This window comes from Promicromonospora alba, from assembly GCF_042654905.1.
GTDB classification, from domain to species: Bacteria; Actinomycetota; Actinomycetes; order Actinomycetales; family Cellulomonadaceae; genus Promicromonospora; species Promicromonospora alba.
Genome location: NZ_JBHSFI010000004.1, coordinates 801,049 through 826,938 on the forward strand (window position 1 = coordinate 801,049; position 25,890 = coordinate 826,938).

19 protein-coding genes are annotated in these 25,890 nt (G+C 72.1%); 14 read left to right on the plus strand and 5 right to left on the minus strand.

Annotated features, from left to right (window positions below; translation table 11 throughout):
- The first annotated feature begins 40 nt into the window (after positions 1–40).
- Positions 41–2,584, plus strand: coding sequence for a flippase-like domain-containing protein (locus tag ACFO6V_RS14545; RefSeq protein WP_377136505.1), 2,544 nt, complete (start codon positions 41–43; stop codon positions 2,582–2,584).
- Between the two features lie 97 nt (positions 2,585–2,681).
- On the opposite strand, the gene ACFO6V_RS14550 is transcribed toward ACFO6V_RS14545, so the two are convergent.
- Positions 2,682–2,963: an HU family DNA-binding protein gene (locus tag ACFO6V_RS14550; RefSeq protein ID WP_116673175.1), complete on the minus strand. Its 282-nt coding sequence runs from the start codon at positions 2,961–2,963 to the stop codon at positions 2,682–2,684.
- A gap of 274 nt (positions 2,964–3,237) precedes the next feature.
- On the opposite strand from ACFO6V_RS14550, the gene ACFO6V_RS14555 reads away from it, so the two are divergent.
- Together ACFO6V_RS14555 and ACFO6V_RS14560 are read left to right on the plus strand one after the other, a co-directional pair.
- Complete coding sequence (locus ACFO6V_RS14555) at positions 3,238–4,698, plus strand: MFS transporter (protein WP_377136506.1); 1,461 nt, start codon at positions 3,238–3,240, stop codon at positions 4,696–4,698.
- A 156-nt stretch (positions 4,699–4,854) separates the two neighbouring features.
- Positions 4,855–6,963 carry a glycosyl hydrolase family 28-related protein gene (locus ACFO6V_RS14560; protein ID WP_377136507.1) on the plus strand — a complete coding sequence of 703 codons (2,109 nt, stop codon included), beginning with the start codon at positions 4,855–4,857 and terminating at the stop codon, positions 6,961–6,963.
- 63 nt (positions 6,964–7,026) lie between these two features.
- Here the strand turns inward: ACFO6V_RS14560 and ACFO6V_RS14565 are convergent, their stop codons facing one another.
- Together ACFO6V_RS14565 and ACFO6V_RS14570 are read right to left on the minus strand one after the other, a co-directional pair.
- Complete coding sequence (locus ACFO6V_RS14565; RefSeq protein ID WP_377136508.1) at positions 7,027–7,752, minus strand: copper resistance CopC family protein; 726 nt, start codon at positions 7,750–7,752, stop codon at positions 7,027–7,029.
- Between the two features lie 90 nt (positions 7,753–7,842).
- Positions 7,843–9,930 (minus strand): NAD(+) synthase, encoded by a 2,088-nt coding sequence (locus tag ACFO6V_RS14570; RefSeq protein WP_377136509.1) that lies wholly within the window; start codon positions 9,928–9,930, stop codon positions 7,843–7,845.
- A 102-nt stretch (positions 9,931–10,032) separates the two neighbouring features.
- Here ACFO6V_RS14570 and ACFO6V_RS14575 point away from each other — a divergent pair, with 102 nt between their 5' ends.
- From ACFO6V_RS14575 to ACFO6V_RS14605, 7 genes are all read left to right on the plus strand, one after another.
- Positions 10,033–10,470 carry a hypothetical protein gene (locus ACFO6V_RS14575; RefSeq protein ID WP_377136510.1) on the plus strand — a complete coding sequence of 146 codons (438 nt, stop codon included), beginning with the start codon at positions 10,033–10,035 and terminating at the stop codon, positions 10,468–10,470.
- A gap of 214 nt (positions 10,471–10,684) precedes the next feature.
- The gene (locus ACFO6V_RS14580; protein ID WP_377136511.1) at positions 10,685–10,981 is read left to right on the plus strand and encodes a DUF4287 domain-containing protein; all 297 of its coding nucleotides are present in this window, start codon (positions 10,685–10,687) and stop codon (positions 10,979–10,981) included.
- Positions 10,982–11,055: 74 nt separating this feature from the next.
- Positions 11,056–12,291, plus strand: a complete 1,236-nt coding sequence (locus ACFO6V_RS14585) for an amidohydrolase (RefSeq protein ID WP_377136512.1) — start codon at positions 11,056–11,058, stop codon at positions 12,289–12,291.
- A gap of 149 nt (positions 12,292–12,440) precedes the next feature.
- Positions 12,441–13,793, plus strand: coding sequence for a sensor histidine kinase (locus ACFO6V_RS14590; RefSeq protein ID WP_377136513.1), 1,353 nt, complete (start codon positions 12,441–12,443; stop codon positions 13,791–13,793).
- Positions 13,790–14,476 carry a response regulator gene (locus ACFO6V_RS14595; protein ID WP_377136514.1) on the plus strand — a complete coding sequence of 229 codons (687 nt, stop codon included), beginning with the start codon at positions 13,790–13,792 and terminating at the stop codon, positions 14,474–14,476. Before ACFO6V_RS14590 ends, ACFO6V_RS14595 begins: the two co-directional genes overlap by 4 nt.
- Positions 14,477–14,627: 151 nt before the next feature.
- Entirely contained in the window at positions 14,628–15,032 is a 405-nt protein-coding gene (locus tag ACFO6V_RS14600; protein ID WP_377136515.1) for an SHOCT domain-containing protein, read from the plus strand.
- A gap of 209 nt (positions 15,033–15,241) precedes the next feature.
- Entirely contained in the window at positions 15,242–15,709 is a 468-nt protein-coding gene (locus tag ACFO6V_RS14605; RefSeq protein ID WP_377136516.1) for a hypothetical protein, read from the plus strand.
- A gap of 104 nt (positions 15,710–15,813) precedes the next feature.
- Here the strand turns inward: ACFO6V_RS14605 and ACFO6V_RS14610 are convergent, their stop codons facing one another.
- On the minus strand, positions 15,814–17,949 hold the full coding sequence (locus ACFO6V_RS14610) for a penicillin-binding transpeptidase domain-containing protein (RefSeq protein ID WP_377136517.1): 2,136 nt from the start codon (positions 17,947–17,949) through the stop codon (positions 15,814–15,816).
- A gap of 190 nt (positions 17,950–18,139) precedes the next feature.
- The gene (locus ACFO6V_RS14615) at positions 18,140–18,757 is read right to left on the minus strand and encodes a hypothetical protein (protein WP_377136518.1); all 618 of its coding nucleotides are present in this window, start codon (positions 18,755–18,757) and stop codon (positions 18,140–18,142) included.
- Between the two features lie 407 nt (positions 18,758–19,164).
- On the opposite strand from ACFO6V_RS14615, the gene ACFO6V_RS14620 reads away from it, so the two are divergent.
- The 4 genes from ACFO6V_RS14620 (at position 19,165) to ACFO6V_RS14635 (ending at position 25,870) form a co-directional block, all read left to right on the plus strand.
- Positions 19,165–19,380 (plus strand): hypothetical protein, encoded by a 216-nt coding sequence (locus ACFO6V_RS14620; protein ID WP_377136519.1) that lies wholly within the window; start codon positions 19,165–19,167, stop codon positions 19,378–19,380.
- A 65-nt stretch (positions 19,381–19,445) separates the two neighbouring features.
- The gene (locus ACFO6V_RS14625) at positions 19,446–22,475 is read left to right on the plus strand and encodes a helix-turn-helix transcriptional regulator (RefSeq protein WP_377136520.1); all 3,030 of its coding nucleotides are present in this window, start codon (positions 19,446–19,448) and stop codon (positions 22,473–22,475) included.
- A gap of 90 nt (positions 22,476–22,565) precedes the next feature.
- Complete coding sequence (locus ACFO6V_RS14630; protein ID WP_377136521.1) at positions 22,566–24,764, plus strand: SpoIIE family protein phosphatase; 2,199 nt, start codon at positions 22,566–22,568, stop codon at positions 24,762–24,764.
- 83 nt (positions 24,765–24,847) lie between these two features.
- Positions 24,848–25,870: a sigma-70 family RNA polymerase sigma factor gene (locus tag ACFO6V_RS14635; RefSeq protein WP_377136522.1), complete on the plus strand. Its 1,023-nt coding sequence runs from the start codon at positions 24,848–24,850 to the stop codon at positions 25,868–25,870.
- The last annotated feature ends 20 nt before the right edge of the window (positions 25,871–25,890 follow it).

The following is a 25,890-nucleotide window of genomic DNA, read 5'->3' on the forward strand; positions in this document are numbered from 1 at the left end:
CTCCGGTCATGTGCGGCCCAACGCCCTTAGAATCCGAGACATGTCCAACTCGAGCGCCGGCCGCGTTGGCGCCGGTGCCGATCTGTCCGACGCTCCGGGCACCGCCCCGGCCGGGTCTGACCTGGTCGACGTCGTCGACACGCCTGAAGAGCGTGTCCGGCACCCGCGCGCGCTGGTCTGGATGATCGGGTGCGCACTGGGCGTCGCGGGCGTCCTGATCCTGTCGGTGGTCGCGCACGGCACCACGGAGGGCGTCACCGAGGACGTCCGGAGCTTCAACGACCTGCTGGCCGACATCCTGTTCGTCCCGGTAGCGGTGCTGCAGGGGCTGGTCAGCATGTTCGCCCCGGTCGCCGTGATGATCGAGCTGGCGGTGCGCCGCCTCGGCAGGCAGATCATCGAGTCGATAGTCGGCGCCGCCCTCGGCCTGGTGCTGGGCGTCCTGACCACCGTCCTGCTGCACCAGCTCGGCTCGGACGAGCTCGTGCGCGGTATGTCGGTGTGGGAGAGCGGCACCGGCTACGTGCTGGCCATCCCGGAGTACGCGGTCGCCCTGACGGCGATGCTCACGGTCGCGGGACCCGCCACGCGACGCCGGACCGTCCGCATCTCGTGGAACCTGATGTTCGCGGCCCTGCTGATCGTGCTGATCACCGGCCAGGTCTCGCTCCCTGGGGTGCTCGTCGCGCTGCTGCTCGGCCGGCTCGCCGGGTCGTCGGTGCAGTACGTGTCCGGCACGCGCAGCGAGCGCGCGTACGGGCCCGACCTCGTGACCGCCGTGCGCCGCGCCGGCTTCGTGCCGACGTCGCTGGCCCGGGTGCAGGCGCAGCCCGTACAGACCGGCGACGAGGCCACCGCGTCCGCCGGGGCCGGCACGCCGGACGCAACGCCCGACGACCCGGTGGCGCTCGCCCTGAGCCGTGGGGACGGCAACCGCGTGTACGCCCTCTACTGCGACGACGGCGTCCGCCGCGACGTCGTGGTGCTCGACGGCGACCGCCAGGTCGTCGGGCTCATCACGCGCCTGTGGCGGGCCCTGCGCCTGCGCGGCATCGAGGGCCGGGCCGCCATCTCGCTCAAGGCCGTCGCCGAGCGCACGGCCCTCCTGTCCTACGCCGCGACCGCCGCCGGCGTCCGCACCCCCCGGCTCCTGGGGATCGGCGAGTTCGGCGACTCGATAGCGCTCGTCCTCGAGCACGCCTCCCCGGCGCTGTCGCTCCGCGACCTGCCCGACGACGACGTGGACGACGACGTCATCGCCGAGGCCTGGGAGCAGCTCGCCCGGGCCCACGCGGCGGGCCTCACGCACCGCGCGCTGACGCAGGACGTGCTGCTCACGCACCGCGATCCCGACGGCAACCCCCACGTATGGATCACCGGCTGGGAACAGGGCGACATCGCGTCGCCGCCGCTCTCGCGACGCCTCGACCTCGTGCAGATGCTCGCGCTCATCGGGCTGCGGGTAGGTCCCCGGCGCGCCGTCGCGTCGGCGGTCCGCGCGCTGCCCGACGCCGACATCGCCGCCATCGGGCCCCTCATCCAGTCGATAGCCCTCCCGCGGACCACCCGCGAGGAGGTACGGCGGGCCAAGGGCCTCCTGGGCGAGCTGCGGGGCGCCCTGGTGGAGCGCCTGCCCGAGGCGAGCGTGCAGCCGCAGCGCATCTCCCGGTTCAGCGCACGCACCGTGCTCACCACGACGCTGATGATCATCGCGGTCGCCGTGATCGTGACCACCATCAACTTCAACGAGATCGCGGACGCCGTGCGCGGGGCCAACCCGTGGTGGATCGCCGTGGCGTTCGCGCTCGCCGTCCTCACCTGGTTCGGCGCCGGCCTCACGCTCGTCGCGTTCTCGCCGGTCCGCGTGCCGATCGGGCGAGCCACGTGCACCGCCGCGGCAGGCTCGTTCGTCGCTCTGGCGGCCCCCGCCGGCATCGGCCCGGCGGCGCTGAACCTGCGCCTGCTGACGCAGCGGGGAGTGACCATGTCGATGGCCGTGGCCACCGTCGCGCTGGTCCAGGTGTCGCAGTTCGTCGTCACGGTGCTGCTGCTCGTCGCCCTGTCGATCTTCACGGGGTCCGGCGCCCTCGTGGAGCTGCCGTCGCCCGCGGTGCTGATCACCCTGGCGGGCATCGCGGTGGTCGTCGTCGCGACGCTGCTGGTGCCGCCCGTACGGCGGTGGGGCATGGGGTACATCGGACCGAGGCTGCGGCAGGTATGGCCCCGGCTGGCGCAGATGCTGAGCCACCCCGGCCGGCTGGCGCTCGGTGTGGCGGGGAACCTGATCATGACGCTGGGCTACATCATCGCCCTGTGGTGCTGCCTCGCGGCGTTCGGGCAGTCGCTCTCGCTGGTCGACATAGCCCTGGTCAACCTCGTGGGCAACGCGCTCGGCGCGCTCATCCCTACCCCCGGCGGCCTGGGCGGCGTCGAGGGCGCCCTGACGGCCGGTCTGACGGCCGCCGGCGTGCCGGCCACCATCGCGTTCTCCGCGACCATCCTGTACCGCCTGTGCACCTACTGGGGTCGCGTGCCGATGGGCTGGCTGGCGATGAAGTACCTGGAGCGCAAGGGCGACCTCTGAGCGTGACGGCGCCCGGCCGCACCCCGGACATGCGAAGGCCCGACCCCCGTACTGGGAGCCGGGCCTTCGCCTCGCTATAAAAATCAGCGGCGAAGCGTCACTTCGCGACGGCCTTCTTCAGCAGCGAGCCGGCGCTGATCTTGACACCGAAGTTCGCCGGGATCTGGATCTCCTCGCCGGTGCGCGGGTTGCGACCCGTGCGGGCGGCACGCTCGACGCGCTCGGCCGAGAGGAAGCCAGTCACCTTGACGGCCTCGCCCTTGGCGAGCGACTCGATCAGCACCTCCTGGAAGGCGTTGAGCGCGGCCTCGGCCTCGGTCTTGTTGATCTCGGCCTTGCTGGCGATGGCCGAGACGAGCTCGGACTTGTTGAGCGACATGCGGTTCCCTTCTTCGGTCACGTCGTGCGGCGGTACCCGCCCGACGACGAGGCCCCATACTGCCAGCAGATCGGCAGGAATTCGCGGAGAACGGGTACTTCCACGGCGAGTCGTGGGTAACTTTCTGCTCTCAGAGGACGCGAACCTGTGTACGAGCCTGTGGACGACGACGGTGAAGGGCCTCCCGGAGCAGTGTCACCCCGCACTATCCGATGACTTCCGCAACCCATAGCCGTCTACCGTTCCAGTAGTCCCGCGCCAATGAGAGGAAATCGTGGAGAAACCGCCGTACGAGCTCCCAGCCACCGCCGAAGGCGTCGTGAACACCTCCCAGGACGCCTCCGAGGGCACCGTGGAACCCGCTGCTCCGGCCCCTGCGGATGCTCCGCACGCGCGCCGCAACCTGGTCGTGCTCGTGTTCAGCAACCTGCTGGCCGGCGTCGGGGTCGCCTCCGGTGCCGCCGTCGGCGCGCTGCTCGCCGAGAGTCTCGGCGGCACCTCCATGGCCGGCCTCGCGCAGGCCGTCGGCGTACTCGCGGCCGCCGTCGCCTCGATCCCGCTCGCGACGCTCGCCCAGGTGCGCGGACGCCGCTGGGCGCTGTCGCTCGGGTACGCCCTCTCCACGGTGGGTGCGCTGCTCATCGTCACGGCGGCCGTCGTGGGGCAGCTCGTCGTGCTGCTCGTGGGCCTCACGCTCTACGGCGTGGCCAACGCGACCAACCTCCAGTCCCGGTACGCGGCGGCGGACAACGTGGGTTCGAGGACTCGCGCCCGGACGATGTCGGTGGTCCTGTGGTCCACCACCGTCGGCTCCGTCGTGGGGCCCAACCTCGCGGCACCCGGCGCGATGGTGGGCAGCGGGTTCGGCGTACCCGCCCTCGGCGGCCCGTACCTCTTCTCGATCGTCGCGTACCTGCTCGCGGGGCTCGTGCTCGCGGCCCTGTACCGGGACCCGGTGACCAACGCGGCGGTGGGCGGCGCGGTCGCGGCCGCCACCACCGCCGTCGGGCGGCTCGGCAAGCGGGCCGACGGCGCCGCGCGCGCCGAGCCCCGGCGGACCGGGGCCCTCACCGCGCTGCGGTGGGCCTGGGCGCACCCCCGGGCGCGGTTCGCCGTGGTGACCACCGCCGTCGCGCACGGCGTGATGATCATGGTGATGGTCATGACACCTGTGCACATGCAGCACGGCGGGATGTCGCTGCAGCTCGTGGGCATAGTGATCAGCCTGCACGTGCTGGGGATGTTCGCGTTCAGCCCGGTGTTCGGGTGGCTGTCCGACCGCTTCGGCCCGCTGCGGGTCGCCGTCGGCGGGCTGTTGCTGCAGGGTGCGGCGGTGGTCCTCGGCTTCCTGGCCGCGGCGATGGTGCCCGCCGCCGAAGCCGGTTCCGGCGGGCACGCAGGCCACGGCGCCGCCGCCCCGGCGCTCGATACCGAGGTGCTCACGGCGGTAGCGCTGGTGCTGCTCGGGCTCGGTTGGTCGGCGTGCGTCATCGCGTCGTCGGCGGTGCTGGCGTCAGTGGCGGAACCGCACGTCAAGCTGCCGCTGCAGGGTGCCACCGACGCGTTGATGAACTACTTCGGCGCGGGCGCCGCCGCCCTGGCCGGCCCGCTCCTCGCGTGGGGCGGGTTCCAGGCAGTGAATACGGCGGGTGCCATCCTGCTGCTGCCTGCCGTAGTGACGGTGATCCTGGCGGTGCGGCACCGCGACAGTTCGACGCAACCACTTGCACTTTGAGTGCAAGAAATAGATGCATCACCGAAGAAACTCGATAGAAGTGGTTGTCCGGGCCCGTTCCCAGACCTACGCTCGGCATGCGGCAGTGCAGCCGCCCGGCCGTTGGCCGGCGCCAGCCAGCCGGCCATGGGCCGGCCAGACAGAGTCGAGTCGACGATGACACGCCTTGCTCCCCCACCTCTTACCGCCCGGTCCCGACGGTCCCTCGACGCGCGGCTCACCGCGTGGGTGGCCGCCGGCGTCCTCCTGGCGACCGCTGCCACGACGACGACGGCGTCTGCCACGGCGCAGCCCGGACCCGCGGACGGCCCGGTCGCCACCCGCGCCGGGCTCGACCCCGCGCTCGTCGCCGGCCGCGGGGCGGACGTGCCGTTCCTCGAGCAGGAGGCGGAGCAGGCCGTCACCACCGGCACCGTGCTCGCCCCGAGCCGGGACGCCTACACGCTCGCGGCAGAGGCGTCGGGGCGTTCGGCCGTGCAGCTCACCGAGGGTGAGTACGTCGACTTCACCCTGCCCGCCGACGCGGACGCGATCACGGTGCGCTACTCGATCCCGGACGCACCGGAGGGCGGCGGGATCACGTCGCCGCTCGACGTGCGGGTGCTGCGGTCCCACCGCGGCCACCTCACTCCCGCGGGACCTGCCCGTGCGCTGCGGCTGACCTCCGAGTACGCCTGGCTGTACAACGCGTACCCGTTCACCAACGATCCGCAGGCCGACCTCACGCAGCCCGACTGGTGGTACCCGGAGTGCGCCTGCGTGCCGGGCACCACGACGCCCGACTGGCTCGTCAAGCCGTTCCGGCCCAGCCACTTCTACGACGAGCAGCGCCTCCTGCTCGGCCGGACCTACCGGGCGGGCGACGTGGTGCGCCTGTCGGTCCCCCGCGGCGCCACGGCGGACCGCACGACGATCGACCTGCTCGACTCCGAGCTCGTCGGACGGCCGGAGGCCAGACCACGCGGCTCGGTGAGCGTGCTGCGGTTCGGCGCCGACCCGACGGGCCGCCGGGACTCCGGCGTCGCTTTCCAGCGCGCCGTCGACTGGGCGTCGGCCCACGACCGCACCCTGTGGATCCCGGCGGGCACCTTCCAGGTCAACCAGCATGTCGTGGTCGACGACGTGACCGTCAGGGGCGCGGGGAGCTGGCACTCGATAGTCCACGGCCGCGAGGTCGAGCTGGCTGAGCCGGCGCCCGACGGTTCGGTGCACACCGGCGTCGGCTTCTACGGGAAGCACGCCGAGGACGGCGGCTCGGCCGATGTGCACCTGTCCGGCTTCGCGATCGTCGGGGACGTCCGCGAGCGCATCGACACCGACCAGGTCAACGGCATCGGCGGGGCCATGAGCGACTCCACCGTCTCGGACCTGTACATCCACCGCACCAAGGTGGGCCTGTGGTTCGACGGCCCGATGTCGAACACACATGTGTCCGACGTCGTCGTCACCGACCAGATCGGGGACGGCGTGAACTTCCACCGCGGCGTGACCGGCTCGTCCGTGACCAACAGCTTCTTCCGCAACACGGGCGACGATGCACTGGCCATGTGGGCGCAGGTCGACCAGAACAGCGGCAACACGTTCGCCCGCAACACCGTGCAGACGCCAGTGCTGGCGAACGGCATCGCGATCTACGGGGGCCGTGACATCACCGTCGAGGGCAACCTCGTAGCCGATCCGGTGCGCGAGGGTTCCGGGCTCCATGCCGGTGCGCGCTTCGGCGCGGAGCCATTCGAGGGCGCGCTCACGTTCCGTGACAACACGACCGTGCGTGCGGGCGGCCTGGACCTGAACTGGCGGCTCGGCCTCGGCTCGCTCTGGTTCTACGCGCTGGACCGCAGCATCGACGCCGACATCACCGTCACCGGCGACCACTACCTCGACAGCACGTACAACGCCATCATGCTCGTCACGGAGTTCGGCGTGAAGGATACCTACCGGATCGACGGCGTGAAGGTCCGTGACGTCCGGGTCGACGGCGCGGGGACGTCGGTGCTCAGCGCCCGGACGGCCGGGTCGGCGTCGTTCGAGAACGTGGACGCGCGCAACGTCGGCTGGGCCGGGGTGAACAACTGCGGGGCGTTCAACTGGGACTTCGAGAACGGCTCGGAGTTCACGGCCGCCGACCTGGGCGGCAACGACGGGCAGACCAGCACACCCTGGGGTGACGGACCCGCGAACTGGCTGACCCGCTACCTGCCGAACGTCATCAGCTGCAACGACACCCCGCCCGTCGTGGCCCCGCCGGCCCCGTCGCGGTGGTGAGCTCTTGTCACATGTCAGAACCGCAGGTCACTCGAGTGACCTGGGGTTCTGACAGGTCCGCCGTCAGACGCGCGGCTTGCCGTCCGGGTTGTCGTTGCGCTTCTCGGTGGCCGGGTCCTCGGGGTCGTGCTCGTCGGACCCGCGCAGCCGGTCGTTCTCGAGGATCTTGCGCCGCATGATGACCACCAGGCCCAGCACGACGAGCACCGCCGCGACGATCCCGCCGGTCACCGCCAGCCCGCTGGTACCCGCGCCGTTGCCGGCGCCAGCCAGCTCGGACGGCTCGGTCGGCTCGGCCTCGGCGGCCGGTGTCGCGTCCTCGGTCGGCTCGGCCTCCTGGGTCGCCTCGCTGCTCGGGGACGCCGTGGGCTCGGCCGCGGCCTCGACCGTGTAGCTGAACTCGCCGTCGATCGGGTGGCCGTCGGAGGAGACGACGTGCCATGCCACGTCGTACCGGCCGGCGGGCAGGTCGTCGGCGAGCTGCGCGGTCACGACCTTGTCGTCGACCTGGATGTCCTGGCCCTGCGCCGTGACGCCGTCCGGACCGGCCAGGGCGACCTCGATACCCGTGTCGAGCGGCGCCGAGCTGAAGGTGAGCGAGATGCTCGCCGGGTGCTCGTCGAGCGTCGCGCCGTCCTTCGGGTCGGACGACAGGAGCTGGTCGTGAGCGCTCGCCGGACCGGCCACCAGCAGCAGTGCGGCGAAGGTGAGCACGGCCGCGAACACGGTGATCACGCGGACGAGGCGACGGCTACCGGGCCGAGCCAGGGCAACGGAGACAGCAGGCATACGAGGCACCCTACCCGCCCCGGATGTGCGCGGGACCGGTCGTGACGGCACGTCCGCTCGGGGCGCAACGCTCACGCCGAGAGCAGAAGATCAGGCCTCCGGGACGTTCCTCTCCAGCTCCGCCAGCCAGGCCGCCGCCGAAGCGTCCGAGGGCATCCGCCAGTCGCCACGGGGCGACATGGTGCCGCCCGGTGACACCTTCGGGCCGTTCGGCAGGGCCGACCGCTTGAACTGCGAGGCGAAGAACCTGCGCACGAACACGTCCAGCCAGCGCCGGATCGTCGCGAGGTCGTAGGCGGTGCGCCGCGCGGCGGGGAAGCCGGGCGGCCAGTCGCCGTCGTCCACCGCGTGCCACGCGTGCCAGGCCAGGAACGCGATCTTCGACGGGCGGAAGCCGTAGCGCAGCACGTGGAACAGCGTGAAGTCCTGCAGGGCGTACGGACCGACGGTCGCCTCGGTGGACTGCGGCGTCTCGCCCTCCTCCGTGGGGATCAGCTCAGGGGTGATCTCCTGCTCCACGATCTCCGTCAGGACGGCGTTGACCGGGCTGTTCGCGTCCGGGGCGAACTGGCCGCTGTCGACGGTCCAGCGGATCAGGTGCTGGATCAGCGTCTTCGGCACGCCCGCGTTCACGCCGTAGTGCGACATCTGGTCGCCGACGCCGTAGGTGCACCAGCCGAGCGCGAGCTCCGAGAGGTCGCCCGTGCCGAGCACTATGCCGCCGCGGTGGTTCGCGAGCCGGAACAGGTAGTCCGTGCGCAGCCCTGCCTGGACGTTCTCGAACGTGACGTCGTACTGCTTGGCCCCCTCGGAGAACGGGTGGTCCAGGTCCCGCAGCATCTGCTCGGCGGCGGGGCGGATGTCGAGCTCCTGGAACGTCACGCCGAGCGCCTCGCCGAGCCGGATCGCCCGGTCCTTGGTCTCCTTGCCCGTGGCGAAGCCCGGCATCGTGAACGCGTGGATGTCGGTACGCGGCCTGCCGAGCCGGTCCATCGCCTTGGCCGCGACGATCAGCGCGTGCGTGGAGTCGAGTCCGCCGCTGACGCCGATCACGATCTTCGGCTGCCCGATGGCCCGCAGGCGCTGCTCGAGCCCGGTGACCTGGATGTTGTAGGCCTCGTAGCAGTCCAGGGCCAGGCGGTCGGCGTCGTCGGGCACGAAGGGGAAACGGTCGACCTTGCGACGCAGCCCGATGTCGCCCTGCGGCGGCTGGACGCTGAACGCGATCTCCCGGAACCCTCCGTCGCCCCCGTCGGTCGAGCTCGCCGAGACCCCGGGTGTGACCATTCCCAGCCCGCGCCGGTTGTCGTCGAACGTGCCCTGCCGGAGCCGTTCCTGGCGCAGCCGGTCCAGGTCGACGTCGACCACGGTGGCACGGGCGCCGTCGGGGAAGCGCTCGGTCTCGCCGAGCAGGTCCCCTGCCTCGTAGACCATCGTCTGGCCGTCCCACGACAGGTCCGTGCTGGACTCGCCCTGGCCGGCGGCCGTGTAGACGTAGGCGGCGCTGCACCGGTAGCTCCCGCTGCGCACGACCAGCCGGCGGTCCTCGGCGCGCGCCACGGTGACCGGGCTCGCCGACAGGTTCAGCAGCACCGTCGCGCCCGCGAGCGCCGCCAGCGCGCTCGGTGGCACGGGCACCCACATGTCCTCGCAGACCTCGACGTGGATGGCGAGGCCGCGCACGTCGTCGGCCCGGAAGATCAGGTCGGCGCCGATCGGCACCTCCTCGCCGAGCAGGGTGAGGGTGCCGCGGTGCTCGTCGCCGGACGCGAACTGCCGCTTCTCGTAGAACTCGCGGTAGTTCGGCAGGTAGGACTTGGGCGCGACGCCGAGGATCCTGCCCCTGTGCACGACGACGGCGGTGTTCAGCAGGCGGCTGCCGACCAGCAGCGGCGCGCCGACGACGAGCATCGTGCTGAGCTCGAGGCTGGCCTGCCGGATGGCGGCGAGCGCGTCGAGCACCGACTCGAGGAGGACGTCCTGCATGAACAGGTCGTCGATCGCGTAGCCGCTCAGGCAGAGCTCGGGGAACACCGCTACCGCTACGCCGTCGTCGTTCAGCTGCCGTGCCTGGTCCAGGACCATCGCGGCGTTCGCGGCGGGGTCGGCGACGGCGACCGGGATGGTGCAGGCCGCCACCCGGGCGAACCCGTGGGCATAGGCGTTGTAGAAGTCCACGGTTCGAGTCTATGGATGCGGGCGCGAGCTGCCCGACGTCGACGAGGTGCGTCGGGCGCCGACGTCAGTCGATGTCAGAGGCGGCTGGCATGCTCACGGGCCATGGGGATCCTCACCAACTACTTCATCGCCGCCTCCGACGCCGAGGCTGCCGGGTACCTCGAGGGCGGCGTGCACGGACAAGGGCTGCCCGACGGCCATGTGCTCGAGTCCAAGGGCGTCGACCCGTACGTCGCGCTCGGCACGCTCACGACGTTTCTGACTGACCGGACCTCTGCCGGGGTGACGGCCGACAGTGTCACCGTGACCTTCTCCATGGACACGGGCGCCGTCGTCGCACGGGTCCAGCCGAGCCTCCTCGACGCCCTCGCAGGAGCCGACGAGGGTGCGCTGCTCGACGCGGCGGAGGCCGGGTCGCGAACCGAGGAGCTCCGCACCGAGGACCCGGCCCCACTCGCCGCGTTCCTGCACGACCTCGCCAGGCTCGCACGCACCGCGGCCGCGGAGCGAGCCGGGGTCTACTGCTGGGCGTCACCCTGAACCGCCGCCCGAGCATGCTGCGGCGGCCCGGGCCGACGCCGCGCCGGGACCGGATGGCCTGGAGGTCTGAGGCGCGTTCACCTCATGCGATGCCTGGGGCGAACGGACACCTGTCACGCTCTCTCGCTCACCAATGAGTCCCGGCTGCCAGCGGCGTCTGTCCTGGTAGGACGTGGTGCCGACCGGCGCCGACCCCAGTGCGAAAGGACCTCCCATGTCATTTCAGGCCTACCTCGACGCCGTCGAGGCCAAGACCGGGCACACACCCCGTGAGCTCATCAAGCTTGCCGAGGAGCGCGGGTTCGACGCGTCCACCAAGGCGACCCCGATCCTCGAGTGGCTCAAGGAGGACTACGACCTGGGGCGCGGGCACGGCATGGCCATCGTCCACGTCATCACCAAGGGGCCGCGGATCAGCACGAAGCACGTGGGCACCTCGGGCTCGCACAGCGACGAGTCCGACACGCTCTGGCTCGACGGGAAGGCGACCAACCCGGCGACCACGGGCTGACGCCCGGCCGAACGGAGTACCCACCTCCATCTGATGCGTCCGGACACGTCGTTACTCCGGGTAATGATGTACCCATGACAACCCGCTCCAGCATCGCCATCGTCAACGCCCACGTCGTCCCCGTCGCCTCCGCCGTCATCGAGAACGGCACGGTCCTCATCGAGGACGGCGTCATCACCGCCGTCGGATCGGACGTGGCAGTGCCCGAGGGCACCCGGACGATCGACGCCCAGGGCCGGTGGCTCCTGCCCGGGTTCGTCGAGGGGCACGGCCACCTCGGCGTCCACGAGGAGGGGGAGGGCTGGGCCGGCAACGACACGAACGAGATGACCGGCCCTGACGGGTCCGCGTTCCGCGCGCTCGACGCCATCCAGGTGGACGAGGACGGCTTCCGCGACGCGCTCGCCGGTGGCGTGACGACGGCGGTCATCAAGCCGGGCTCGGGCAACCCGATCGGCGGCCAGACCGTCGCGATCAAGACCTGGGGCGGCCGCACCGTGGACGAGCAGGTGATCAGCGACTCCGTGTCGGTCAAGAGCGCGCTCGGCGAGAACCCGAAGCGGGTCTACGGCGACAAGAAGCAGCTTCCGTCCACCCGCCTGGGCGTCGCCAACGTGATCCGCGCGGCCTTCGTCGACGCCCAGAACTACGTCGCCAAGCGAGACGCCGCGGCGGAGGAGGGCAAGCCGTTCGAGCGCGACCTGGGCAAGGAGACGCTGGCGCGCGTGCTCGCGGGCGAGCTCGCCTGGGACCAGCACACGCACCGCGCCGACGACATCGCCACGGCCATCCGGCTCTCGGAGGAGTTCGGCTACCGGCTCGTCATCAACCACGGCACCGAGGGCCACCTCATCGCCGACGTCCTCGCCGAGAAGGACATCCCCGTGATCTACGGCCCGATGTTCGTCTCGCGGTCCAAGGTCGAGGTGCGGCAGCGCGCGAACCGCAACATCGCGGTGATGGCGGCGGCCGGCGTGCGGGTCGCGATCACCACCGACCACCCCGTCATCCCGATCAACTTCCTGGTGCACCAGGCGTCGTTCGCGGCCCGTGACGGGCTGCCGCGGGAGACCGCCCTGGCGGCGATCACGACCAACCCGGCGTCGTTCCTCGGCCTGGACGACCGGGTGGGTGCCATCAAGGAGGGGCTCGACGGCGACGTCGTGCTCTGGTCGGGCGACCCGCTCGACACCGACTCCCGCGCCGAGCACGTCTTCATCACCGGCACCGAGGTCTACACCTGGGACCCGGCCGCCGACGGCGGGCGCGGGGCAGGCCGCGTGGTCGAGCGTTCGGAGCGCTTCGCCTGACCCCTGTCGCCCCCGCTGGTCGGGCCTGTCGAAACCGGGTCTCGACAAGCTCGACCAACGGGAGGGGGGCAAGTTTCGGCACCCGGGTACGACACGCACCGGTACCGCGGTCGGACGCGTCGGGGCCCGCCCGGGCGTAGCGTGCGAGCATGCTGGGCACCACCCGTCCCACGAGCGACCCCCTCCCTGACCCGCACGCCCCCGGACCGTTCGACCGCGCGCGACCACGCGTGTTCGTCGCGGTCGCCGTGGCGTTCGCCACCAACCTGGGTTCGCTCGGCGCCGCCCGCAGCCAGGCCTGGGCGTCGGAACCCGGCCTCGTCGGGTTCCTCCTGCTGCTGGTCGCGCCGGCGGCGCTGCTGTTCCTGCTGCCCCGGCGCCCAGCGCTCGCCGCTGTGCTCTCCGTCGCGGCGACCGTCGCGTTCCTGCTGCTCGGCTACCCGTGGGGACCTGTCTTCCTCGGGCCGGTCGCCGTGCTCGCGGGCATCATGCTCAGCGGCGACGCACGCAGGGCCCGCCTGATCGCGTGGTCGGGCGCCGCGCTGCTCGCCGGGGGCGTGAGCGCCGTCGCCTCGCTCATCGCACCGCGCGTCCAACAGGCCCTGACCGACGAGCCGCGACCTCCGCGCAGCGAGTGGGGCCCCGGTCACGGCCCGGGCTGGAACGCCGACGACGGCGGCTGGTTCCTCAGCCCGGGGTCGCTCATCGCGGCGGCCGCATGGCTGGCCGTCGTGCTGCTCATCGCGAGCGGCGCGCGGGACCGGATCACGCGACGTGTGGCAGCGCGGGCCGCGGCCCGGGCCACCGCCGCGGAACGGGAGCGCACGGCCGTCGCCTCGGAGCGGCTCCGGATCGCGCGGGAGCTGCACGACGTCCTCGCCCACTCCCTGTCCGCCATCAACGTCCAGGCCGGGGTGGGCCTGCACCTGCTCGAGAAGAATCCCGGGCAGGCCAGGGAGGCATTGTCCAACATCCGCGACACCAGCAAGGACGCCCTCGCCGAGGTCCGCACGGTGCTGGGCATAGTCCGCGAGGGCACCTCCCCGCCCGCCCAGGACACGCTGCACGACGACGCCGCCCCGCTCACCCCCACCTGGGATCTCACCGGCCTGCACACCCTGGCGGACCAGGCCAGGGCCGAGGGCCTCGACGTCACCGTCGAGCTCGCCGCCGACGTGAGCGGCCTGCCCGACCACGTCGTCGGCGTCGTGCACCGCGTGGTGCAGGAGTCGCTGACCAACGTGCGCAGGCACGCGCCCTCGGCCCGGCGGGTGACCCTGCGGGTCACCCGGCACGACGGCGTCGAGGTAGTGGTGGCCGACGACGGCGTCCCCGCCGCAGGGCCCGTCGAGCCCGGCTACGGGCTCCTCGGGATGCGCGAACGGGTGGAGGGCGCGGGCGGGACGCTCACCGCCGGGCCCCGTGGGGGCGGCGCGGGGTGGGAGGTCCGTGCCAAACTCCCCCCGCCATCAGACGAGCCCGAGACCGGAGACACCGCATGATCGACGTCCTGCTCGCCGACGACCAGGCACTGGTGCGCGGCGGGTTCCGCGCGCTCATCGACTCCGAGGACGACATGCGCGTCGTCGCGCAGGCGGCCAACGGCGACGCCGCAGTGGCGCTCACCCTCGAGCACCTGCCCCAGGTGGTGCTCATGGACATCCGGATGCCCGGCCTGGACGGCCTGGAGGCGACGCGGCGGATCATCGCCGAGCCACGGGCGGCCGGCGTGCACGTGGTGGTCGTGACGACGTTCGAGCTCGACGAGTACGTCACGGAGGCGATCCGCGCCGGTGCCTCCGGGTTCCTCGTCAAGGACACCGAGCCGGCCGAGCTGGTGCGGGCGGTGCGCGTGGCGGCGTCGGGCAACGCGCTCCTGTCCCCGACGGTGACGCGGCGGCTGCTGGCCAAGGTCGCGGAGGCCACGCGCAACGTGCGGCCGGTGCCCGCGCTCGCGGAGCTCACGCCGCGTGAGCGCGAGGTGCTCGTCGAGGTGGCCGGCGGGCTGGCGAACGACGAGATCGCCGGCAAGCTGTACCTCTCCGAGTCGACCGTGAAGACGCACGTCTCCCGGGTGCTCATGAAGACCCGTTCGCGAGACCGCGCGCAGCTCGTGGTGCTCGCGTACGAGGCGGGCCTCGTACGACCCGGGTGGGCCGGAGGCGCAGCGCAGGGTGGGGGCTGAGGAACGAGGCACCCGCCCGGACGCCGTAGCAGTGCGACGGCACCACAGGAGTAGACGAGCAGGTACGCGGGGCTGACGATCCTGGCCTCGGACGGCGGCAGCCTGGTGCTGTGGCCGGAACGACCGGCCGAACCAGATGCTGGAGGTCGACATGCTCACCGCGACGACGGAGGTCCTCGCCAACGGGCCCCACTACGGCTGGGGCGGACCCGGCCCGTTCTTCTTCATCTTCCCGCTGCTGTGGTTCCTGCTGTTCGCAACGGTGATCTTCCTGATCGCCCGGCGTGCCCGGCGTGGCCCGCGCGGCGGATGGGGCGGTCCGTGGGCGGCGCACGCCGCGGCCGGCACCGACCCGGTGACGCTGCTGGGTACCCGCTTCGCTCGCGGGGAGATCGACGAGGCCGAGTACCGCTCCCGGCTCACCGTGCTCCGCTCGGCGGAGCCGTACCCGACGGCTCCGCCGAGCGCGGCGCCGAACGCCGGACCGACGGCTCGCGACGTGCCTCCCGCGGCTCCCACGCCGCAGGACCAGCCGCCCGCCGACGACAACCGCTGACGAGCCGCCCCGCACGGCCCTCGGCGCCCAGGCACTCCGGTGACCTGGGCGTCGAGTCCGTGCCCGGTAGAGCCGCGCGACGCCTGGTGCCGGGACCCCGCTCGTCACGACGGCAACGATTGGCCTTCTGTTGCGGCGGTGCCGCTAGACTCGCGGGCGAGTGCGACCGAACGCACTTTTCAGACCCGATGACGTGAGGGAAGTAGATCGTGAGCACCAGCAAGAACTGGGCGACGGCCGCACTGGTCTCCTGTGCACTACTGCTGTCCGGATGCGCGGCCCTCGAGAGCATGGCCAGCGACTTCGCACCCTCTGGCGAAGAGGTCACGCCGGTCGTGCCGTCGCCAGTCGCCAAGGCCCCGATCAGCACGGGCAAATACGACCTCGTCGAGTCGTGCAGGGTGTTCTTCGCCGGGCCGATCGTGGGGAACGTCGAGCAGTTCGCGTCCTCCGTCCAGGAGCCGCTCACCGAGGACCTCACCGGCGAATTCAGCACCATCAGCAGAAACCTCGGTGACATCATCGGCGAGGCCGACAGCGTCAGCATCGAGCACCTCGAGGCGGTCCGCGCGCCGTTCGACCAGGCGCTCGACGGCTCCATCGCCCGCCCCAAGGCCGTCGCCACGGCTATCAAGAACTACAAGGACGCATGCAAGGAAGGCGGCTTCAAGGGCTGATCCGAGCGGGCTGATCCGAGCGGGCCGCTGGTCGAGCTCGTCGGTCTCGACCAGCTCGACCAGCGAGCGGACAAGCACTGTCGCTGGGGACGCGAGTCCGCGGGCTAGCTGCCCGTGAGGAACTCGTGCATCACGGGGCCGGCCGTCGTCGAGCCCAGCTCGCCCTCCTCGATGAACACGACGGCCGCCAGGTCGTCCGTCATGGCGAGCATCCAGACGTGGGCCTTGCTGCCGTCACCGAACTGAGCGGTTCCCGTCTTCGCTCCGACGATCCCCGGCACGTCCCGCAGCACCGTGGCGGAGCCTTCCTGCACCACTCCGCCCATCAGGTCGCGCAGGGTGGCCGCCTCCTCAGTGGTCAGATCGCCCGCGGGCGCCTTGTCGGCGGCCTTCCCGCCGGACGGCTCCACCAGCCGCGGCGACACGGTGTGGCCCGCGGAGACGCTCGCCGCGACGGTCGCCATCGCGAGCGGCGTGGCCAGCACCTTGCCCTGGCCGATCATCGACGCAGCGTGCTCCGTGGCCGCCGCCTCCGCCGGGACGTCGCCCATCGCGGCCCCGGCGCCGAAGGCCTTGGCCTCGACGCCCAGGCCGAGCGCCGCCCCGGCGTCGTGCAGCTGCTGCTGCGAGATGTTCTGGTGCTGGGAGATGAAGGCCGTGTTGCACGAGTTGGCGAACACCGTCCGGAACGGCACCGCGTCACCCGTCGCGGACGCGGGGTAGCCGGGGACGTTCTGGAACGTACGGCCCTCGACGTCGATGCTCTCCGTGCAGGGCAGCGGGCTGTCCGGCGTGATCCCCGAACGAAGCATCGCGAGGGACGTCGCGATCTTGAACGTGGAACCCGGCGCGTACTGGCCCAGCGTGGCCGTGCTGTACCCCTCGGAACCCGGGCCCGACGCCGCCGCGAGCACCTCACCGGTCGACGGCTTGATCGCGACGATGGCGCTCGCCAGATCGTCGAGGTCGGCCAGCGCCGCCTCGGCCCGGACCTGCGTGGCGGGGTCGAGCGTGATCGTCAGCGGCTCGCCGTCCTTCTTGTCGATGGTGAACGCCTCGCGACTCTCACCGCCTTCGCCACCCTCGGCGGGCTCGGCGCCCTCGGCGGGCTCGGCGGGCTCGATGGTCACCGCCAGGCCGGGCACGCCGCGAAGCTGCTCGTCGTGTGCGGCCTGCAGACCGGACAGGCCGACCATGTCGCCGGGCTTGATGGTGCCCTTCGACTCCTCGACGATCTCCGCGGTGGCCTCGCCGACCGTACCGAGGAGCGGCCGCGCGAAGTCGCGATCCCGCGCGAGCGACAGCTCGTCGGGGATCCCGACCACGCCGTTGATCGCCATGGCGCCCTCGAAGTCGTACTCCGAGTCGTTGTCGCGGATCGTGATGACGTCGATGAACGCCTTGTCCCCCGCGGCGGCGACCTGCGCGGCGATGCGGTCGGTCGTCGCCTGGTCGAACTTCAGCACCCGCCCGAGCTGCTCGGCGGCCGTCTCCCAGCCCGGACGGGTCTTGTCGATGCCCACGCGGTGCACGGGGGTCATGCCGACGATCGTCTCGCCGGTCGGCGTGACGATGTCGCCGCGCGCCGGTTCGGTGCGCTCGACGGCGAGCCGCTCGCCTGCCTCCAGACCCGGCACCAGGACGCCGGTGCTCCAGCCTGCCTCCCACTGCCCGGCCTCGCCGTCGGTCGCGCCGGGGTAGGTCAGCTGCGCGACGGTCTCGTACTCCCAGGCCTCCTTCGTCGCGACGGGCCAGGACCAGGCGAGCGTCGCGGTGGCGGTAGCGGTGCCGCCGTCGCCCTCCTCGACCGGCGTGACGCTCTTGACCTGCACGGTCCCGGCATCCTCGCCGACGGTGGCCAGGAGCTGCTCGAACACCTGGGCATACTGCTCGTCCGGCGAGGCCGACGTCTCCATGGCGAGCGGGACGCCCGCGGGCTTGCCCTCCTGGAGCGCTGCCGCGAGCTGTTCGGCGGCCGGCTCCGGGTCGGGGATCGGCGGTGCACGGAACAGGAACCACAGACCGACCCCTACCACCAGGAGCAGGACGACGACGGCGCCGATGATCAGCGCCAGCCGGCCCTTGCGGCGGGGAGCCGGTGCGGCCGGCGGCGGGCTGCCGCCCGGCGGGATCTGGGCGTAGCCACCTGGAGGTGGCGGAACCTCTGCGTACCCACCTGGCGGGGGCGGGACCGGCGCATGACCGTCCGCAGGCAGGTGAGGTGAAGGGTATCCGCTCATGCCCAGGAGCCTAAGGGCCCGGCCATGAACCGCACGTGTTATCTCTTGGGAGGAATCGGGCGGGCTTGGGTGAAGGAAATGGGCGGGGCCGCCGAACCCCCTGGATCTGCGGCCCCGCCCTGACGTCACGCGTCGTCGATAGAGAGGCACGGGCCCGCGGCTTGTGACCGCGGCATCAGAGCCCGACAGGTCAGGCCGTCGGTGCCGACTTCACCACCGGGCCCCACGCGAGCGGGTCGAGCGTGCGGGCGTCGTCGTCCGCGTTCCCGGCCCAGCGGCGCGCGTCGGCGATCGTCGCCTCGAGCAGGGCGCGCAGCCGCGCGTCGACGTCGGGCACGAAGGCCTCCGAGATGCCCTGCACCGCTGTGGAGACAACGCTCGGTGCGGCATCGCGGACGAACCGCTTGGGTCGCACGCTGGTGCCCGCGCAGAACCGCTCGGCCCAGGCCGCCGTCTTGGGTACGGCCGCGAGCGCGTCCTTGCTCTCCGGCGCCAGGGTGCCGGGGGGCCGGTCGTCCAGGACGTCGAGCATGCGCTCGGAGCCGAGGATCGCGACGGCCAGCGTCTGCTGCCGGTCGGCGGGCGAGACAGGCAGCGCCGTCTGCGCGGCGCGCAGCGCGATACGCACGTCCCAGCGCGGGTCGGTGCTGGTCAGGCCGATGACCGACGGGATGAGCGGCGCGAGCTGCGGGCGCGAGTGGTCCGCCGTCAGGTCGTTCACCGCACGGGCGAGCATCGCGATCAGCGGATGCGTGCAGGCGGGGTGATCGCTCCACTTCTCGCCTGCGAGGAAGGATGCGAGCTCCATGAAGCACGCGCCCTTCTTTGGGTTGCGGTGCTTTCCACGGCCGAGCATGGGCAAGATGTCGTACGTTCCAGCTTCGGTTCCGGTCACGATTCCACCCCCGAATTGGGTTCGCTGCTTGCTCCAGTGTGCGTCTGGTGTGACGTAGATCGCAATAGAGAGCCCGCGAACTGCCTGAATCTCGTCCGCCGGCGGGGCCCGGTGCGCTTCGCTCCGTGGCACCTCAGACCACCTCAGAGGTACCTCAGCCCCACCTCAGGGGTACCTCAGAGGCACCTCAGCCGACCGTCTGAGGTACCCCGCCCACCAGGACTGCCCGACCGTCCGATCCGCGAGGGCCGGCCTCAGGACGAGTGTCTTCCTCATCAGCCGGACGGGCACACGGCCCGCCGGGGCCATCCGGAGGAATCATGTCGCTGTGGGGACCCGCCATCGAAGCGGAGATCGAGTACCGGCAGGCAGAGGTCAAGAAGGCCTGGGGCCGCCAGGGGACGAGCGGGGCGGACCGCGCCGACCGGGCTGAGCGCCGGACGGAGCGCCGGGCCGACCGCGCCGAGCAGATCAGGGAGGGCATCGCGGGCATGCGCCCGGCCGCGACCACCACCCGTCGCGGCCTGTTCGCGTGATCACGGTGGGAGCCGGGATGCAAAAGACCGGGGGGAGTGTCGGTGAGCGGTGGCACGATGTGCAGGTGCGACGCTCCACGACGATCCCCCTGGTCTCCCGGCAGGAGCAGGTTTCCTCCCTCCTGCTGGCGGTGGGACGCGCCTCGGCGGGCCGTCCCGGCTTCGTGCTCGCGGGCGGTGACGCCGGCGTCGGCAAGACACGCCTGATCACCCACGTCGCCCAGGCGGCGGAGCAGGCAGGGGCGAGCGCCGTGGTGGTCCACTGCGTCGACCTGGGCCAGGTGGGTATCCCGTACCTGCCGTTCACCGAGGCGCTGACCCAGCTGCAGGCCGGTGCCGCAGGGCCCGAGGCCGCGGCACGGGTCACCGAGCTGGTGGCCGAGCGGCCGGCACTGTGGCGGCTCCTGGAGCCCGGCGGGACCGGCGATGCCGACCACGACGAGCGGCTCCAGCTCTTCGAGGGCATCGGGCGCAGCCTCGCCCTCTCCGGTGTGCCCGAGCGTCCGCTCGTGCTGGTGATCGAGGACGCGCACTGGGCCGACGCGTCGACACGCGACGTCCTGCGGTTCCTCGCGGCCCGCGCCCGCTCCGAGAACGTACTGATAGTGGTGACCTACCGGACGGACGACGTCGACAGGCGTCATCCGCTGCGCCCGCTGCTCGCCGAGCTGTCTCGGCTGGAGCACGTCGAACGGATGGACCTGCAGCCCTTCAACGAGGACGAGCTGCGCGAGTTCACCACCGCCCTGGCCGGCCGGCCGCTGGCGCCCGCGGGTTTCGCCGAGGTGCTGGACCGGTCGGAGGGCAACGCATTCTTCGCGGAAGAGCTCCTGGACGCCGGGCCGGACTCGGCAAGCCTGCCCTGGACTCTCACCGAGGTACTACGTACCCGGCTCGAACGGCTGGACCCCGAGGTGCAGCAGGTGCTGCGCATCGCGTCGGTCGCCGGACGCCGCGTGCGGGAGGATCTGCTCCGGGCCGCCGCCGCGCGCTGGGGTGCGCCGGACATCGACGCCGCGCTGCGCGAGGCCGTGACCCAGCAGGTCCTGGTGGTGTGCGACGCGTGCCTGGAGTTCCGGCACGCGCTGCTGGCCGAGGCCCTGTACGCCGACCTGCTCCCGGGCGAACGCTCGGCGGTGCACCGCGCCTACCTCGCGGTGATCGAGCAGGACGGGCCCGACGGCATGCCGATCGGCAGCGCGGCCGAACGCGCCCACCACGCCTTCGAGGGGCACGACCTGCCCGCGGCCCTGAGCGCGTCGCGTGACGCCGCCCTGCGCGCCCGCCGGCTGCTCGCGCCCGAGGAAGAGCTGAAGCACTGGGAGCAGGTGCTGGCGCTGTGGGAGTCGGTCCCGGACGCCGAGGAACGGATCGGCGAGGACCGGGTCTCCGTCGCCCTGTCGGCGGGCGAGGCGGCCGCACGAGCGGGCGACCCGATGCGCGCGGTCAAGCTGACCAGGCGCGCGGTCGAAGGCGTCGACGACCCCGTGCGGCGTGCCGGCCTGCAGCACGTGCTCGTGCACCGCTATGTCGACCTGCCGACCTGGGACGAGACACCGGGTCAGGTCGAGGGGGCGATCACCGACCTGCGGGCCGCTCTGGAGATCCTGCCGAAACGCAGCCCGGAGCGGATCTGGACCAACGCCCTGCTGGCTCGGATCGCGATGATCGTCGACCAGGACGACGACGCCCGCATGCACGCCGCCTGCGCCATCGAGGAGGCGCGCGCCACGGCCCAGCCCGGCGCACTCGCCGCCGCGCTCTCCACGCTCGCCGTGCTCGACGTCGCCGACCCCGACCGGGCGGCGGCACTCCTCGACGAGGCGCGCTCGGCGGCCGTCGAGGCGGGGGACGTGCTCACCGAGATGCGCACCCTCTACAACGCCACGGCCAACCGCTTCTACGCGGGTGAGCTGGACACCGCGGAGCAGCGGGTGCAGCACGCGCTCGCCCGGGCCGAGGAGCTCGGCCTCGCCTGGAGCACACCCACCGTCAACCTGCGGATCCTGCAGGAGGTCATGCTCTACTTCCGCGGCGACCTGACGGCGCGCGCCGCCGACGGCGTGCCCGCCACGTCCAGGCACATCATGGACGCGAGCCGGATGTACGCGGCGGTGGCCCGGGGCGACGACGACGTGCTCGCCCGTGGCGAGGCCCTGCTGGACCACTGGCAGAACGACGGCCAGATCGCGCTGCTCGGCGGTGGCAGCATGGTCGACGCCCTGACCTGGGCGGGCCGGTACGACGACGCGGCGGCCCTGGCCGTACGGATCACCGACCACCTCGGCGAGGTGTGGACGGAGGTGTTCCTCGGCCGGATCTGGTTGTCCGCGCTGGCGATCGCGGCCCTGGCCGACGCGGCAGAGGCCGACCGTTCGGCGGGGCGCGTCGGCGCCCCGGGATCTGCCGCCGCGACGGCCGTGGAGTCCCGCGCTGCCGCTCGGATCGAGAGCGGTGACTCGCTCCTCGCCATCGCACGGGAGACCGCCCAGCGGGGCCGTCCCCGCGGCGGTGTGCTCGGTCCTGAGGGCAGGGCCTGGCTGCAGCGGGCGACCGCGGAGAACGCCCGCCTGCACGCCGTGGTGGGGCACGGCCAGGGACCGGCGGGCGAGGAGAGCGACGGATCGGCGTCGGGCGGGCTGTGGCGGGAGGCCGCCGAGGCATGGCAGGAGACGGTGAACGCCTTCGACTTCGGGTACCGCTACGAGGTGGCGCGGTCGCGCTACCGCTGGGCCGAGGCGCTGCTGGGGACCGGCGAGCGAGAGGCCGCCGAGGTGGAGGCGGCCGAGGCGCTCTCTGAGGCGGAGGACATGGGCGCGAAGCCCTTGGCCGAGGCCGTCCGTGCACTGGCCAGGCGGGCTCGGCTCGACCTGCCGGGTGTCCGTCGTGCCACCGCGTCGACCCTGACGGACCGCGAGGAGGAAGTGCTCGGCCTCGTCGCGCAGGGCCTCTCGAACCGGCAGATCGGCGAACGGCTGTTCATCTCCACCAAGACGGTGAGCGTGCACGTGTCCAACCTGCTCGCCAAGCTCGGCGCCTCAGGACGGGCGGAAGCGGTGAGCCTCGCGCACCAGCGCGGACTGCTCGAAGTATGACCCGAACGCGGCAGGTTACCCGCCCGGCGCAAAAGGGACACATCCGGTACATCTGTCGCGCACGCGCCCTTCTCTCGCAATACTGAGCAGATGCCGACGGACCTCCAGGCGTTGCGAGACCTTGAGCACGTCGGTCTCGGTGCTCCCACTGCTGATGAGGCCTTTGACCGATTCGCCCGCCTGGTTCGGCGTCACCTGAAGGTGCCGGCCGCCGTCGTGTACTTCGTGGTTCCCCAGGGGCAGGTGCTGGCGGGTTCCTCCGGGATGCCGGAACCCATGCAGTCGAACCGCATGCTGCAGTACCCAGGGACGCTCACGAACGTGATCGCCACGCGCGGCGAGCCGGTCGTCTCGTCGGACGCCCGCCTCGACCCGCTCCTGCGCGACAACTACCTCGTCCGCGAGATGGGCCTGGTCGCGGTCGCCGGCTACCCCGTGTTCGACCTGCGCGGCCGCGCCGTCGGCGCCCTGTGCGCCGTGGTGGACGAGCCCCGCGAGTGGTCGGAGGACGACCGCGCCTCCCTCGCCGACCTCGCAGCGGCCTGCACCGCCGAGCTGCGGCTACGCGCCGAGCGGGAACGCGCGCGCCGGATCCAGCAGACGGCGGTCCGCGCCAACCGCCGCAGCCGGTTCCTGCTCTCGCTGAGCGAGGCGTTCGCGAACGCCAACACCATGGACCAGGTCGAAGAGGTGATCGTCGAGGTCAGCACCGCCGGCATCGGCGCGCGATACTGCGCGTTCGCCCTGATGGACGCCGACGGTCGGGGGATCACCTATCGCTCGCTCGTCCACGCGGAGCCGCAGTTCCCGCAGCGGCTGCGGCAGGCGAAGCTGGACGACCAGCGGCCGCTGGCCGAGGCGGCACGCACGGGCCGTCCGTTGTTCTTCCGGTCGGGCGACGATCTCTTCTCGGCCTTCCCGGACCTCAAGGACCTCTGCGACCCGGACATCGGCGCCCGGGCTTTCCTCCCGGTGGTGACCGCCGGCGCCGTGGTCGCCGTCATCGGGCTGGCGTGGGACCGCGACCGCGGGCCGGACAAGGACTCGTACGCCCTCCAGACCGGCCTCGCGCACTACACGGGTCACGCCCTCGAGCGCGCACGGCTCCTGGAAGAACGTCGCGAGTCCGCGAAGACACTGCAGCGGGCGATGCTCAGCCGGCTGCCCGAGGTGCCGCACCTCGACATGGCAGCCACCTACTCCCCCGCCACGCGCTCCGACCAGATCGGCGGCGACTGGTACGACGCCGTGGCGGTGGACGACGACGCGACCATGTTCATGATCGGCGACGTGACCGGCCACGACATGCGCGCCGCGGCGAAGATGGGCCAGCTCAGGTCGCTGCTGCGCGCGTTCGCGTGGAGCCACGACGAGTCGCCGTCGGCCCTGCTGTCGCTGCTGGACAAGGCCAACTCGGGCCTGGGGCTGCTCGCCAGCGGGACGGCGGTGGTCGCCCGTCTGGAGCGGGCCGGCGGCGCCGCCTATCAGCTCACGTGGTCGACCGCCGGCCATCCGCCGCCCCTCGTGCTCAGGCAGGACGGGACGGTGGAGCGCCTCTCGGTGCTGCCGGACATGATGCTCGGCGTCCGGCCGACGGCGAAACGCACCGACCACGTCACGACGCTGCACCCCGGCGACACGCTCCTGCTCTACACGGACGGCCTCGCCGAGCAGCGCGGCACCACGCCGGACCAGTGGCTGAACCGCCTGCAGAAGACGCTCGGCGTGCTGGGCGACACGGCCACCGCGGCGCTCCCCGTGACCCTCGTGCGGCGCCTCGCCTCGGACGACCAGCGGGACGACGTCGCGGTGCTCGCCGTCCGCGTGCGGGCGGCGGCCCCGTCCGGCCCGCCGTCGCTGGGGCGCCCAGCCACCGCGGAGCGCAAGCTCGCCCCGTCACTGAGCGACGTCGGCCCGGCCCGCATCTGGGTCGACGACGTGCTGGAGAGCTGTGCCGTGCCGATGGCGCTGCGCCGGACGGTGATGCTGCTGACGTCCGAGGTGCTGACCAACGCCGTCGACCACGGGCAGGCGCCGTTCACCGCCACCGTCGAGGTGGACATGGAGCGCCTGCGGGTAGGGGTACGGGACTCGTCGACCGCGCAGCCCGAGCTGCGCGACCCGACGGTCACCGAGTTCGGCGGGCGCGGCGTGCAGTTCCTGGAGCGGCTCGCGTCCCGCTGGGGCGTGGACCGGCACGGCGAGCCTGTCGACGGGCCGCATCGGACCGGCCGGCGGGGGAGTCGACGGACCGGCAAGACCGTCTGGTTCGAGCTCGACCTCCACTGACGCCGGGGTGAACTCGGGCCGGTGGCTTCGGTCAGGATCGAATCCACGGGAGCGTGTCAGTGGTCCCGCGTACCGTGTGATCCATGGCACAGACAGCGTCACATCCTAGGCAAAGCACCGGTGAGGACCTGGCTGCGGACGAGCTCTCCGCACAGCTGGAGGTCTACCGCCGCGAGCTCACCGGGTACTGCTATCGGCTGCTGGGCGGCGCGTTCGACGCCGACGACGCCGTACAGGAGACCCTCCTGCGCGCGTGGCGGTCCTACGAGCGGTTCGAGGGCCGGTCCTCGCTGCGCACCTGGTTGTACCGGATCGCCACGAACGTCTGCTTCGACCAGCTGGGTTCGAGCCGGGCCAAGCGCGAGCGGCCCATGGGCCTGGGCGCCGCGGTCGACCCGGTCGAGGAGAGCCTCGTGAACGTACTGCCCGAGTATGCATGGGTCGAACCCGTCCCGACGGAGCACGTGCTCCCCGGCGCGGGTGACCCCGCGGACACGACCATCGCGCGGGAGTCGGTGCGCCTGGCGTTCGTCGCCGCGTTGCAGCACCTGCCGGCCAAGCAGCGCGCGGTACTCATCCTGCGCGAGGTGCTGCGCTGGCCCGCGACGGAGGTCGCCACGCTGCTCGACACCTCGGTGGCGTCCGTGAACAGCGCGCTGCAACGGGCGCGCGCGACGCTCGCCGACAAGGCGCCGGACAGGTCGGGCGCCTCGGAGGCTTCCGCACCGCCGTCGGCGAGCGAGTCCGAGCTGCTGGAGCGGTACGTCGCGGCGTTCGAGCGGTACGACATGCAGGCGCTGGCCAACCTGCTGCGCGAGGACGCTGTCATGAACATGCCGCCGTACGCGATGTGGCTGGAGGGCATCGAGAACATCCAGGCGTGGATGCTCGGCCCGGGCAACGGGTGCGAGGGATCGCGTTTGGTGCCGATCCACGTCAACGGCACGCCGGGGTTCGCGCAGTACCGCCCGGATCCGAAGGGCGGCCACTTCCCGTGGGGCATCGTGGTGCTGGAGAACGACGGTGAGCACATCACCGGCATCACCACCTTCATCGACACGGAGAAGTGGTTTCCCCGATTCGGCCTGCCGAGCCACCTCGAGTAGGCATTTGGCCATACCCTCAC